The following is an 11,278-nucleotide window of genomic DNA, read 5'->3' on the forward strand; positions in this document are numbered from 1 at the left end:
GAGATTGAGGTTGTAATTGAATAGAAATTAAGCTGACTGCTAATTGAGAAAGTTCATTTTCTTAGTTAGCTTTTTTAGATTTTAAAATTAAAAAAATTGATAATATAAATATATTATTGGTACATAAATGTGTATTAATGGTATTGAAATGTTTAATAGGAACATATATAATTACTAAATAATGAAAGAGTGGAGGTAATGTTATGGCATTTAATTATAATAAACTTTGGAAATTACTTATAGATAAAAATATGAATAAGGTTGCACTTAGAGATGCGATTAATATTACACCAGCTAAACTTAGTAAAAGTCAGTCTGTAAATATGCAGATCCTTGCAAGGATTTGTAAAGAGTTAGAATGTAATATTGGAGATATAGTTGATTATATACCTGATGTAGAGGAGGAAAATGATTATGAATAAAAATAATAATAAACTTCAAATAAGAAACAGTACAGCAGAATTTTTAATTTTTACTTCACAAGCAGGAGCAAATTCCATTGAAGTTATGGCTGTAGATGATAATGTGTGGTTAACACAAGAAATGATAGCAACCCTTTACGAAAAAGGTCGTTCAACCATTACAGAGCATTTAAAAAATATTTTTTTAGATGGTGAATTAGATGAAAATTCAGTATGTCGGAAATTCCGACGAACTGGTTCTGATGGAAAACAATATAAAATTAAATTTTATAATCTAGAAGCGGTTATTGCAATTGGATTTAGGACTAATTCTGAGAGGGCAATAGTTTTTCGTCAGTGGGCAACTTCTGTACTTAAAGATTTTTCTATTCGCGGTTATGTTATGGATAAGGAAAGGTTAAAAAATGGAACATTTTTAAATGAAGATTATTTTGATCATTTGCTTGAAGAAATTAGAGAAATAAGAGCAAGTGAAAGAAGATTCTATCAAAAAATAACAGATATTTATGCAACAGCAATGGATTATTCGGCTAATGCTTTAACAACAAAAACATTTTTTAAAACTGTTCAAAATAAATTACACTTTGCAATACATGGTAAAACAGCAGCAGAACTTATAATGGATAGAGCAAATGCAGGAAAAGAAAATATGGGATTAACTACTTGGAGAAATGCACCTAAAGGTAAAATAGTAAAGAGAGATGTTTATGTTGCTAAAAATTATCTAACTTTAGATGAAATAGATTCATTAAATAGAATAGTAACTATGTATCTTGATTATGCTGAAAACCAAGCAAAAAGAAAAATACCCATGACAATGGAAGCTTGGACATATATTAATTGATTTAGCATCTCATTATAAAGGGACACTTGCTCCTAAAATAGAACTAATTAGAGCGGCAATAGATGAAAGTAAGTTGATAGAATTTGACTATTACTGTTATTCCGGAGAAAGTACTAGAGTAGTTGAACCATATTTATTAGTTTTTCAATGGTCAAGTTGGTATATATGGGGGTTTTGTAGAAATAGAAAAGATTTCAGACTCTTTAAACTTAACCGTTTATTGAATTTGAGAAGTATATCAGAAATTTATACAAAACGAAAAGTTCCTTCTATACAAAAGCAGATAGAGCAAGTTTTTGAAAATAAAATTCATTTAGTGGCAGAGTTTGATACTTCAGTAAAGTGGAGATTGATTGAGGAATATGGAATAGATAGTTTTAGTGTACTTGCAGATGGGAAAATACATTTTGAGTTTGATTTTGCAAGTAAAGATAATTTATTCGGATGAATATTAAGTTTTAGTGATAAAGTTAAAATAATTAGCCCCGCATCAATTAAAGAAGAATTTATAAAAATAATAGAAAATATTAAAAGAATATATTAGAAACATGACATACAGTTGTCGTGTTTCTTTTGCTATACTATATAAAAAGAAAAGGAGATTATTATAATGATAGAATCGAGATGTGGAATAAAATGCAGTGTATGTGAGTATAAAGAAAAAATAAATTGCACAGGATGCATTAATATTGAAAAGCCATTTTGGGGTAACAGTTGTACTGTAAAGTCATGTTGTGAGGATAAAGGTATTGCAAATTGCGGACTTTGTAATAGTTTTCCATGCCATATATTAAAACAATTTTCTTATGATGAGGAACAAGGAGATGATGGTGCCAGAATAAAGCAATGTAAATGTTGGTGTAAAGGAGCAAAATAATATGAATTACTTATGGTTAGATGAATATTTATTAGCTATGAAAGGTGTTACAAAAGATTTTAAAGAAGAATGGCAGTGGACTAGATACTTGATAGGAAATAAAATGTTTGCAGCTATATGTAAAGATGAATCAGGTAAAGATTCTATAATTACTATAAAACTAAATCCTGCAGATGGTGATTTTTTAAGAACTCAATTCCAAGATATTAAACCTGGATATTATATGAATAAAATACATTGGAATTCTATTAATTTAGAAGGAGCTGTACCTGATGATCTTATGAAGGATATTACAAAACAATCATACCAATTGGTATTTAAAGGTTTAACTAAAAAAATTCAAAAGGAAATTGAGGAGAGTTAATATGAAATATGAATGGAGAAAAAGTGAAAAGCAAGTATATTTACCTAAAGAAGTTCCTACATTAATTCAAGTTCCAAGACATAAATTCTTTATGATAAAAGGAAAAGGAAATCCTAACAATGAAGATTTTGTAGAACGAATAGGTGTATTGTATACTATGGCATATGCTGTTAGAATGATGCCTAAAAAAGGGTTCACACCAGATGGATATTTTGAATATACAGTATATCCACTAGAAGGTTTGTGGGATTTAACAGAAGAAGGAAGGAAGCTAAAAGCTTTCAGTAAGGATGAGCTATTGTATACTATTATGATTAGGCAGCCTGATTTTGTTAATGAAGATGTAGTAGAAAAGGCATTTGAAATTGTTCGTAAGAAAAAACCACATCCGCTTTTAGATGAGATTGTATTTGATGATATAGAAGATGGATTAAGTGTTCAAATGCTACACAAGGGTTCTTATAATGATGAACCAGAAATATTTGCAAAGATGAAAGAATTTATCGATAAGAGTAACCTTGAAATAAAATCAATGATTCATAGAGAGATTTATCTTAATGATGCAAGAAAAGTGGAAAAAGATAAGCTGAAAACAGTATTGCGATATATGGTAAAAGAAGTTTAGGGTTATTGATTGTTCGTGGGTATCAGGAAAATTTAAAGGAAAAGTAGGGTTAGTTGTACTGTATTCCAAAAGGAGAGTTCCTTTCATTTTACATTCTAAGTATTTAAAATATAATGGATTTAAACTATCAGATACTTGGAAATCTTTCTATTAACTATTGTATTTACCATTTTATGATAACGCAGTTGAATATTATCTTATAAATAATTCCTTGACAAATAGCTAATTTAGAGTAATTACTAGATTACTATTTGCCAAGGAGTGATATAAAAATGACAGAGGATCAAAAGAAACAAATAAGATTGTTGCGTTGTAAAGGATGGGGTTATAAGAAAATATCAAATGCTGTTGGTATATCGAGAGATTCAGTTAGGGGTTATTGCAAAAGAAATGGATTAGATGGTTATGCTTCAGAGGCTAATTCAATCCATCAACAATCAATGGTAGATGAATTTGTTTATGATTTTTGCTTACACTGTGGTGCAAAGCTAGAACAAAATAATAGAGGTCGCAGGAAAAAATTTTGTGGAACAAAATGTAAAAGTGAGTGGGAAAAAACTAATCGCAAAATTTATATTTTTCAATGTGAGTATTGTGGAAAAGAGTATAAGTCATTAGGTAATAAAAATCGTAAATACTGTAGTCATGAGTGCTATGTAAGGGATAGGTTCTGGAGAAAAGAAGATGCAGCTCAAATTGTTGAAAAGATTTTAAAAAGAGAAAAAGTCGAACATATACCAAAATGGTTGAAGGAGTTATTGCTTTCTAATTTAGAAGAATAGAGAAGTTTTTGTGGGGGTATAAAAAATTTTAAAACGCATAAGGGTTTATTGGCGAGTAAGCATATGAAGGCAAAAATTGTATCAAAATGTACAATAGTTTAACTAAAAGTCTTGATAAATGGCAGTTTACAGCTATGGTGATAACCTAATGCATATCTTTTAAAAAGGGGCTCTCACTTCATGCGAAATAGACCCAGGGGTCTTTTTTAAAGTTATGAGTATTTGTATTTACGGTTTGTCTATACACATGTTGAATGTGTTGTAAAATTATCATTGAAATAACTCAATTATAAACGTTTTATCAATAGGAAATTTTATGTTTTCCACCATTCTTCCACCTAAAAATTTACTCGGTGGAAAGGATATTTTCAAATATATTTACACTATCGTTTTTCATGTTGCTAGTTACGTGTGAATACGTGTCCATGGTTGTTGATAATTGAGAGTGTCCAAGTCGCTCTTGGATATCTTTTATATTTGCTCCTGCTTCCAAAAGCATAGTAGCATGAGTATGCCTAAGGGAATGAAAATTAAATCTTATGCCTAGTTCGTAATTGACTATGCGACTTAAATATTTGTAGTGACTAGATCACCATTTTCTTTGGTGCATACGAAATTATTATTAGTATAGTATTTACCGTATTTTAATTTGTTTTCTATTTGCCACTTTCTATGTTTTTTTAGTATACATTATTAATGTATTACCTATTAATATTTTTCTATTTGAGGATGGAGTTTTTGGAGTATCAAAGACCCATTCTCTTTCTTTTTTTATTATAATTTTTTCTACAGTAATAGTATTTTTTTCTAAGTCTACACAATCCCACGTTAAACCACATACCTCAGATGCTCTCATATCAGTATGAAAAGCGATTTGTAAGGGCACATACTATCGTAAAGATAGGAACAGCAGTAATCGCTTTAATAGGAGCAATAATTACATATATGATTATTCCTTACATCAAATCAAAAACTACAGCAGAGCAACAAGAAAATATTAAATTTTGGGTAAAAATTGCAGTAAATGCAGCAGAACAAATCTTCCAAGAAAAGAACCGAGGGCAGCAGAAAAAGCAATATGTAATTAATTTTCTAGAAACACAAGGTATTAAAATTAGTATAGAGCAATTAGATCCATTAATAGAAGCAGCAGTTTTAGAATTGAATAAAGATATTAAAATAGATGCAGGGGCTTAAATGCTCCTGTTTTTTTATTTTTCGGACAGAAACTTAAGTTAGCGTAGGTGGATGGATAGAAATATATCTTTTAAAAACAGATATGATATAATATGAATAAAAAATATATTATATAGGAGAAATCAGTATGGAAGGTTTAGGTTTAGTTTTTGTTGTAATAATTGGTGTAGTAATATATTTTGCAAGAATTGAAAGTCATAAAGATAGTATTGCAAATAAGATTGATTCTATTGGAGGACGTTTAATTAACTATGAAAAACGTGGTTTTTTTTCAGGGATTGGCCCATTTACGATTGTGGGTAAAGGGCGAATGATTTATAGAATAGAATATGAAGTTGATGGCATAAAAAAAGAAGGATGGGTACGGTTTGGAGGTTTATTCGGTCCTGATTGGAGAATGTAATTTCCGTGGTTGTGTTTATATAGTAAAATCAAAGAGAATTAGAATCAAAAACATACTAAATGTTAGTTTTGCACAATCTGATTATTATGCGACGTAATTATTAAGATTTAAAATACGAATAATGTTCTTTGAAAGCTGAATAATACTGTATTGAAAATGGAAACATTATTCTACAATGCAAGAAATATGGTATAATCTTCTTGTGTGATAAGTCAGGTTAGTAATGAATTGCCTATATTCTTAATAAAGAATATAGTTGATTTAATACAAATAGGGAGTGTGATATCATGAATATTAATCTCATGGATAGAAAAATGATTAAAATGCCCTGTGCAAAGTCTGTAGGTATGATTTGGGCGATAATTTGCACAGGGATAGATATTTAGTCGCTTTTGATAAATAAATTCATACATATACAGGCTTTGTTTCCTTAATTAAATAATAAATTTAAGGAAGTGAGCTTTTTGAAATATGTAAGAATTGATAGAATATTACCAGATGATTTAGTTAAAGAAATTCAAAAGTATATCCACGGTGAATATGTATACATTCCTACCCCTACTGAAAAGAGAAAAAGATGGGGTGAAAAATCTAAAATTCGAGATTATCTAAAAGCCAGAAATGCAAAGATTCTGAACCAATATATAGGTGGACAATCAATTAGCAGTCTAGCTGAAGAATTCTTTCTTTCAGATAGTAGTATTAAGAAAATTGTATATAAAAAAGATAAGTAGGTTAAGGCTACCACTCTTGTAATGTGTGGTAGCTTTTGTGTAAAAAATGATATAGAAATGATTATTATCTTTCTTAAAAAATGTAGAAGTTTTAAAATGATATTGAAGATAAAATTCATCTCGTAGATATTATAACAAAAGGAGAGAATCGAAGTGAATAAAAAAATATCATTAATTCATTCTACAAATTTAGCTCCAGTAGATTATGCTTATGCTGGACGTATACCTTCAGGAATGGACTTATTATTTTTGGCAGGGGCATGTCCTATTGATAAAAACGGAGAAGTACCTAGCTTGAGTGATTATGAGCTTCAGGCAAAACTTTGTGTAGAAAATTTGAAGGAAGCACTGAAAGACTGTGGGGCTACTTTGGAAGACGTAGTATATACCAGAGTCCTTGTAGCATCTCACGATCAGTCAGATTTGGTAACTGCATGGGAAACAATAAGAAAAAAGTTTGATAATCATGATGTTCCAAGCATTTTATTTGGAGTTACAGTATTAGGATATACAAATCAATTGGTGGAAATTGAAGCGGTAGCAGCAGTAGAAAACAATACAAAATGATTGAAGTATAGAGTTGAACTGATTCGCACCATTCTTATTAGATGTATCAACGATAAAAATAAATAATTATTTAAAATACCGTATTATTCAGAAATGAATTGTGTGGTATTTTTTATGCAAAAACCGTGTGGTTAGTGCGAAATTTCTTTTTTGTACAACAAACTCCATATAGAACAAGCAAAAGATTTGCAGGAATTTACTATAGAGGATATATATTTATCTAGGAATATGGGAGTGAAAGCTTTAAAAAATCTTATTGATATTCTTAGGGAGAAAGGTTTTAATCCTAAAGAAATTTTCAAACCTATGGATAAAGATTTTATAGAGTACCCTATTAAAATTAATATTAGAGAGTTATTAGAAGGTAAAGAATAGAAAAGACACAGATGGAATACTACCACCTGTGTTCTATAATAGAGGACGCAAAATCTTTATTGATACCATCATGAAATAAAGGAAATAGCAATAAAAAATACAATCATGTATAAAAATTAGAAAAATCCAAATTTTTTCTAAGAGTTAGTAACGACTATACCCACCACAGTTACAGAATATTAATACTAACAACAAGAAGAAGAAAAGCAAACTACTGTCGCAACCTCCTCCAAAGATTCCACCAATACCACCACATTGTGCATCAGCCATGAAAAAACCCCCTCCCTTTTTTAAAGATGTAAATTACTATTTTCTCAATATAGATTATGTACCTTAAAGGAAATATGTTACATAAGCATATAAACTAAAAGTAAAAAGATTTAAAGAATACATAAAGTAATAACAAACGCCACTTTTTTTGCATCTTAAAACCAATTTGCGTTTTGATATAATATAATAGTCAAAAATTTTTACAAAAGGGGAATGGGTATGTTAACTAAAAGACAGAATGAAGTATTAAAAGCAATCTATTATTACATTAATGCAAATGGAATTAGTCCATCTGTTAGAAATCTCTGTGATCTATTAGGTTTAAAATCAAAAGGTACAGTAGATAGTTACTTAAATGAGCTAGAGAGTCAAGGGTTTATAACCAAGGGGGGTACTATATTTCGATCAATCAAAATAACAGATACAGGACTAAGTGAAATAAGAGGGTAGAGGAAACGGGTGGAAATATTGATTTTTGCCACCTATTTTCCACCCATCCATATTATTTATTATTTTACAAAAAAATATGATAATATATAAACAAAGCTTATGTTTCTGATATTTACACATTTCTATATTGCTATAGAGTATAAAAATATATAATTAAATATAGAATAGTCTACAATATCAATAAACAGGGCATGTTGAGGCAGTTGTAAGGATATATAAGAAGTAGATATATTGAAAATAGTAAAACAAATAGGTTATAATAACTAAACTTAAATGAATGAGGTTGATAACATGTCATATGAAATTGAATTAATCAGAAGAGATCAGCTTGAAGTTTCAAAATGGTCAGGTGGGACTACAACTCAACTTGCAATTTTTCCAAAGGATGCCATATATAGTGAACGCAATTTTAAATGGCGCTTAAGCTCAGCAAAGGTGGAGGTAGAAGAATCTGTTTTCACATCACTTCCTAATATTAATAGGATTATTATGATTATTGAAGGAGAGCTGATATTAGAGCATGAAGGTCATCATAGAAGTATTTTAAAATCATTTAATCAAGATCGCTTTAGTGGGAGCTGGAAAACAAAAAGTTTTGGAAAAGTGATAGATTTTAATTTGATGATGAATGAAAGTTGTGAAGGTGAATTAGAGGCTATACATCTGGAGAAAGAACAATCTAATATCATTTCTTTTGATAATAAGAAGGAATTTTCACAAAACGTTCAAGCTATATATTGTGTCAATGGACAAATAAAAATAAAGATTTCGGCTGATGATATGATTACTTTGTATGAAGGCGATATTGTTTTGATAACACCTAAAGACGATTTTAGTGACCTGAATTTTAAAATATATAATGAAGAAAATAGAAAGGCTGATTTGATTAGAGCTAGTATATCCTATTAATACTATTTATATGGATAGTATTGAAATAAGCAGAATCAATATTATGCCAGGAACAAAACAGGAAAAAATAAAGTAATGAACAAAAGTGAGAGCTGCTCAAAAACAAGATCAGCGTTTTGGCAAATTTAGAAGTCTTATCTCCACAAATAGGATAGGTATGTTCACGTGGGTTAGTCTTTATATAGATTTTTACAAAAGAATCTCCATGAGAAATTTTATTTGCTTTTACCCCTTTTAAATTTAGTAATTTATTGATAAAATTAGAATGCACTTATTGAACGCCTCCTTTAATTTGGTCTGAGCAACTATATTTTAGCAGGCATTTTCGATAAGTGCTTTATTTTTTTGCAAAAAATTAAATGTTGGAGTTTTTTACCCCAACATTTATTATAGAACCTAGGGAAATAACCGCATGTTCCATGCCGGTGACTATTCGCAATTCCTTATCGCTTATATTGACAAGTAGGCTTTCAAGTTGTCTGCCCTGCGTTGTTTTATACCTCAGCTTGTATATTTCTGTCAAAAGAAATATAATAAAATGATGGAGGTGTTATGCGTGGATTATATAACGACAAAAGAAGCAGCGAAAAATTGGGGAATTACAGACAGAATGGTAGTGTACCATTGCTCTGCTGGACGGATTAAGGGAGCTAAAAAAATGGGAAATACATGGCTTGTTCCGATTGACGCTGAAAAACCGCCTGACAGACGATACAGGAGCAGTAAAGTAAAGGATGGTGAAAATAAATGAAACGGATATTTTTGGTTGAGGACGATAAGGCAATCGCGAGAAACCTTGTGCTTTTGCTCCGCTCAGAGGGATTTACAGTCACTCACGCCCCTACGCGGAGTGAAGCCCTTGCCGCACTTGCCGGGAATAAATTTGACGTGGCATTGATTGATATTTCTTTGCCTGATGGAAATGGCTTTACGGTTTGCACGGAAATCAAAGAAACGCAAGATATTCCTGTCATTTTTTTGACAGCTTCTGGTGATGAAGCAAGTGTTGTTACCGGGCTGAACATGGGCGCGGATGACTATATCACCAAGCCTTTTCGTCCGCGTGAATTAATCGCACGAATCAGAACCGCCCTGCGAAAAAGTGGACGTTCTCCATCGGCTTTTGAAATCTGCGGGCTTCATGTCGATACGGCAAGCGGCGTTGTGAAAAAAAACGGCAATGAGGTTTTTCTTTCAGCATTAGAATACCGCTTGTTGCTGGTGTTTATTAGCAACCCCAAAAGTATTATCACGAGGGGCAGGCTACTTGACGAATTGTGGGAAGCGGCGGGCGAGTTTGTCAATGACAATACATTGACCGTGTACATCAAACGCTTGCGGGAGAAGATAGAAAACAACCCAGCAAGCCCGCAAATAATTCTGACCGTTCGCGGGACAGGATATAGATTGGGGCATGGATATGCTTCGGAATAGAGAGCTTTGTCAGCTTGCAATTTTGTTCTCCTTAATAGTTGCCACCACTGTAACTCTGGGATTTGCAATTAATACGGCAGCTGGAATCCTTGCTATTGCTTCTGCTGTCGCCTTTGGAACAGTGTTTTTTGCGTTTACCAAAGCTCGATATAAAAGTATTGCGCAGATTTCAGATCAAATCGATCTTGTACTTCATAACGCTGACCATCTGTATATTGGTGAATCGGAAGAGGGAGAACTTTCTATTTTGCAAAGTGAGATAACAAAAATGACACTACGTATTCGGGAGCAAAACGATGCACTGAAAAAAGAAAAAGAACATCTTGCCGATTCGCTGGCTGACATAGCTCACCAACTCCGCACCCCTCTTACATCCGTGAGCCTTATTCTGTCATTGTTAGAGAATAACTCTGATGAAAATGAACGGAAAGCATTGATACGGGAAACAAAGGAATTGTTTGTACAGATGGATTGGCTGCTTACTTCCCTGTTGAAATTATCCCGCCTGGACGCGGGCATTGTGGTGTTCCAAAGCAAGCAGATAGATGTGAATACTTTGATAAGCGCTGCGCTTCACCCATTTTTGATCCCAATAGAGCTGCACAATATTGTTTTACAAATAGACGTGTCGAAAGGGATAATCATTCAGGGCGATTCTGGTTGGCTTTCGGAAGCAATTCAAAACATCCTCAAAAATTGCATAGAAAGCGCAGGCAATAACGGGAAGATTGAGATTGTTTGCACGGACAACCCATTGTTTACCGAGATTGCCATCCACGACAGCGGCGCGGGCTTTGAAAAAGAAGATTTACCTTGCTTGTTTGACAGGTTCTATCGTGGGAAAAACGCAGATGCGACAGGATATGGGATCGGATTGGCTCTTTGCAAGATGATTATAACACGGCAGGGTGGGACGATTACCGCCCAAAATCACCTGCAGGGTGGCGCGATATTTGCCATTCGTTTCCCAAAGTGACGAATCTCTCATCGGAAAGTCACAGAGATGTAAGTTGAAGGTTCTATAA

General features: G+C 32.1%; 20 protein-coding genes and 2 pseudogenes. 18 read left to right on the plus strand and 4 right to left on the minus strand.

Annotation, left to right across the window (positions count from 1 at the left end; all coding sequences use genetic code 11):
- Positions 1-203: 203 nt before the first annotated feature.
- From BN2409_RS09215 to BN2409_RS09245, 8 genes and pseudogenes are all read left to right on the plus strand, one after another.
- On the plus strand, positions 204-422 hold the full coding sequence (locus BN2409_RS09215) for a helix-turn-helix domain-containing protein (protein WP_053956352.1): 219 nt from the start codon (positions 204-206) through the stop codon (positions 420-422).
- A complete protein-coding gene (gene rhuM / locus BN2409_RS09220; protein ID WP_110943058.1) occupies positions 415-1,266 on the plus strand; it encodes a RhuM family protein in 852 nt (283 codons plus the stop codon). Before BN2409_RS09215 ends, rhuM begins: the two co-directional genes overlap by 8 nt.
- A 46-nt stretch (positions 1,267-1,312) precedes the next feature.
- Positions 1,313-1,486, plus strand: a pseudogene (locus tag BN2409_RS17885) (helix-turn-helix transcriptional regulator); the annotation flags it as partial.
- A complete protein-coding gene (locus tag BN2409_RS17890; protein ID WP_479691176.1) occupies positions 1,487-1,714 on the plus strand; it encodes a hypothetical protein in 228 nt (75 codons plus the stop codon). It abuts the pseudogene before it with no gap.
- Between the two features lie 162 nt (positions 1,715-1,876).
- Positions 1,877-2,143 carry a DUF3795 domain-containing protein gene (locus BN2409_RS09230; protein ID WP_053956354.1) on the plus strand — a complete coding sequence of 89 codons (267 nt, stop codon included), beginning with the start codon at positions 1,877-1,879 and terminating at the stop codon, positions 2,141-2,143.
- A gap of 1 nt (position 2,144) precedes the next feature.
- On the plus strand, positions 2,145-2,507 hold the full coding sequence (locus BN2409_RS09235) for an MmcQ/YjbR family DNA-binding protein (RefSeq protein WP_053956355.1): 363 nt from the start codon (positions 2,145-2,147) through the stop codon (positions 2,505-2,507).
- Position 2,508: 1 nt separating this feature from the next.
- Positions 2,509-3,132 carry a GyrI-like domain-containing protein gene (locus BN2409_RS09240; protein WP_053956356.1) on the plus strand — a complete coding sequence of 208 codons (624 nt, stop codon included), beginning with the start codon at positions 2,509-2,511 and terminating at the stop codon, positions 3,130-3,132.
- A 272-nt stretch (positions 3,133-3,404) separates the two neighbouring features.
- Positions 3,405-3,914 carry a terminase gpP N-terminus-related DNA-binding protein gene (locus tag BN2409_RS09245; RefSeq protein ID WP_053956357.1) on the plus strand — a complete coding sequence of 170 codons (510 nt, stop codon included), beginning with the start codon at positions 3,405-3,407 and terminating at the stop codon, positions 3,912-3,914.
- A 346-nt stretch (positions 3,915-4,260) separates the two neighbouring features.
- Here BN2409_RS09245 and BN2409_RS17765 read toward each other — a convergent pair.
- Positions 4,261-4,479: pseudogene (locus BN2409_RS17765) on the minus strand (tyrosine-type recombinase/integrase); the annotation flags it as partial.
- Between the two features lie 105 nt (positions 4,480-4,584).
- Positions 4,585-4,770, minus strand: a complete 186-nt coding sequence (locus BN2409_RS17835) for a site-specific integrase (RefSeq protein WP_199872988.1) — start codon at positions 4,768-4,770, stop codon at positions 4,585-4,587.
- Between BN2409_RS17835 and BN2409_RS09255 the strand changes: the two genes are divergently transcribed.
- From BN2409_RS09255 to BN2409_RS09275, 5 genes are all read left to right on the plus strand, one after another.
- Positions 4,761-5,111, plus strand: coding sequence for a phage holin, LLH family (locus BN2409_RS09255; protein ID WP_110943060.1), 351 nt, complete (start codon positions 4,761-4,763; stop codon positions 5,109-5,111). The genes BN2409_RS17835 and BN2409_RS09255 overlap by 10 nt on opposite strands.
- A 127-nt stretch (positions 5,112-5,238) precedes the next feature.
- Positions 5,239-5,514, plus strand: coding sequence for a hypothetical protein (locus BN2409_RS09260; protein ID WP_053956359.1), 276 nt, complete (start codon positions 5,239-5,241; stop codon positions 5,512-5,514).
- A gap of 455 nt (positions 5,515-5,969) precedes the next feature.
- Positions 5,970-6,248: a CD3324 family protein gene (locus BN2409_RS09265; protein ID WP_334291715.1), complete on the plus strand. Its 279-nt coding sequence runs from the start codon at positions 5,970-5,972 to the stop codon at positions 6,246-6,248.
- Between the two features lie 153 nt (positions 6,249-6,401).
- Positions 6,402-6,815, plus strand: a complete 414-nt coding sequence (locus BN2409_RS09270) for a RidA family protein (RefSeq protein WP_053956361.1) — start codon at positions 6,402-6,404, stop codon at positions 6,813-6,815.
- 150 nt (positions 6,816-6,965) lie between these two features.
- Positions 6,966-7,190: a hypothetical protein gene (locus BN2409_RS09275; RefSeq protein WP_053956362.1), complete on the plus strand. Its 225-nt coding sequence runs from the start codon at positions 6,966-6,968 to the stop codon at positions 7,188-7,190.
- Positions 7,191-7,334: 144 nt separating this feature from the next.
- Here the strand turns inward: BN2409_RS09275 and BN2409_RS17650 are convergent, their stop codons facing one another.
- On the minus strand, positions 7,335-7,460 hold the full coding sequence (locus BN2409_RS17650) for a hypothetical protein (protein WP_278320212.1): 126 nt from the start codon (positions 7,458-7,460) through the stop codon (positions 7,335-7,337).
- A 219-nt stretch (positions 7,461-7,679) separates the two neighbouring features.
- Between BN2409_RS17650 and BN2409_RS09280 the strand changes: the two genes are divergently transcribed.
- On the plus strand, positions 7,680-7,910 hold the full coding sequence (locus tag BN2409_RS09280) for a LexA family protein (RefSeq protein ID WP_053956363.1): 231 nt from the start codon (positions 7,680-7,682) through the stop codon (positions 7,908-7,910).
- Positions 7,911-8,201: 291 nt separating this feature from the next.
- Entirely contained in the window at positions 8,202-8,819 is a 618-nt protein-coding gene (locus BN2409_RS09285; protein ID WP_053956364.1) for a HutD/Ves family protein, read from the plus strand.
- Positions 8,820-9,174: 355 nt separating this feature from the next.
- On the opposite strand, the gene BN2409_RS17840 is transcribed toward BN2409_RS09285, so the two are convergent.
- Entirely contained in the window at positions 9,175-9,342 is a 168-nt protein-coding gene (locus BN2409_RS17840; protein WP_199872989.1) for a hypothetical protein, read from the minus strand.
- Positions 9,343-9,375: 33 nt separating this feature from the next.
- Here BN2409_RS17840 and BN2409_RS09295 point away from each other — a divergent pair, with 33 nt between their 5' ends.
- From BN2409_RS09295 to BN2409_RS09305, 3 genes are read left to right on the plus strand one after another with little or no spacing between them, the layout of a single operon-like run.
- The gene (locus BN2409_RS09295; protein WP_053956366.1) at positions 9,376-9,570 is read left to right on the plus strand and encodes a helix-turn-helix domain-containing protein; all 195 of its coding nucleotides are present in this window, start codon (positions 9,376-9,378) and stop codon (positions 9,568-9,570) included.
- Positions 9,567-10,253, plus strand: a complete 687-nt coding sequence (locus BN2409_RS09300) for a response regulator transcription factor (RefSeq protein WP_053956367.1) — start codon at positions 9,567-9,569, stop codon at positions 10,251-10,253. Before BN2409_RS09295 ends, BN2409_RS09300 begins: the two co-directional genes overlap by 4 nt.
- Positions 10,234-11,229 carry a sensor histidine kinase gene (locus BN2409_RS09305; RefSeq protein ID WP_330375424.1) on the plus strand — a complete coding sequence of 332 codons (996 nt, stop codon included), beginning with the start codon at positions 10,234-10,236 and terminating at the stop codon, positions 11,227-11,229. The genes BN2409_RS09300 and BN2409_RS09305 overlap by 20 nt, the downstream gene beginning before the upstream one ends.
- Positions 11,230-11,278 lie beyond the last annotated feature (49 nt).

Origin of the sequence: Inediibacterium massiliense (assembly GCF_001282725.1) — a bacterium.
Classification (GTDB): domain Bacteria; phylum Bacillota; class Clostridia; order Peptostreptococcales; family Thermotaleaceae; genus Anaerophilus; species Anaerophilus massiliensis.

Bases quoted from the DNA above. Each gene is read 5' to 3' on its own strand.
- BN2409_RS09215 (WP_053956352.1), top strand. From the start codon at position 204: ATGGCATTTAATTATAATAAACTTTGGAAATTACTTATAGATAAAAAT.
- rhuM (WP_110943058.1), top strand. From the start codon at position 415: ATGAATAAAAATAATAATAAACTTCAAATAAGAAACAGTACAGCAGAA.
- BN2409_RS09230 (WP_053956354.1), top strand. From the start codon at position 1,877: ATGATAGAATCGAGATGTGGAATAAAATGCAGTGTATGTGAGTATAAA.
- BN2409_RS09235 (WP_053956355.1), top strand. From the start codon at position 2,145: ATGAATTACTTATGGTTAGATGAATATTTATTAGCTATGAAAGGTGTT.
- BN2409_RS09240 (WP_053956356.1), top strand. From the start codon at position 2,509: ATGAAATATGAATGGAGAAAAAGTGAAAAGCAAGTATATTTACCTAAA.
- BN2409_RS09245 (WP_053956357.1), top strand. From the start codon at position 3,405: ATGACAGAGGATCAAAAGAAACAAATAAGATTGTTGCGTTGTAAAGGA.
- BN2409_RS09255 (WP_110943060.1), top strand. From the start codon at position 4,761: ATGCTCTCATATCAGTATGAAAAGCGATTTGTAAGGGCACATACTATC.
- BN2409_RS17835 (WP_199872988.1), bottom strand. From the start codon at position 4,770: ATGAGAGCATCTGAGGTATGTGGTTTAACGTGGGATTGTGTAGACTTA.
- BN2409_RS09260 (WP_053956359.1), top strand. From the start codon at position 5,239: ATGGAAGGTTTAGGTTTAGTTTTTGTTGTAATAATTGGTGTAGTAATA.
- BN2409_RS17650 (WP_278320212.1), bottom strand. From the start codon at position 7,460: ATGGCTGATGCACAATGTGGTGGTATTGGTGGAATCTTTGGAGGAGGT.
- BN2409_RS09280 (WP_053956363.1), top strand. From the start codon at position 7,680: ATGTTAACTAAAAGACAGAATGAAGTATTAAAAGCAATCTATTATTAC.
- BN2409_RS09285 (WP_053956364.1), top strand. From the start codon at position 8,202: ATGTCATATGAAATTGAATTAATCAGAAGAGATCAGCTTGAAGTTTCA.
- BN2409_RS09300 (WP_053956367.1), top strand. From the start codon at position 9,567: ATGAAACGGATATTTTTGGTTGAGGACGATAAGGCAATCGCGAGAAAC.
- BN2409_RS09305 (WP_330375424.1), top strand. From the start codon at position 10,234: ATGGATATGCTTCGGAATAGAGAGCTTTGTCAGCTTGCAATTTTGTTC.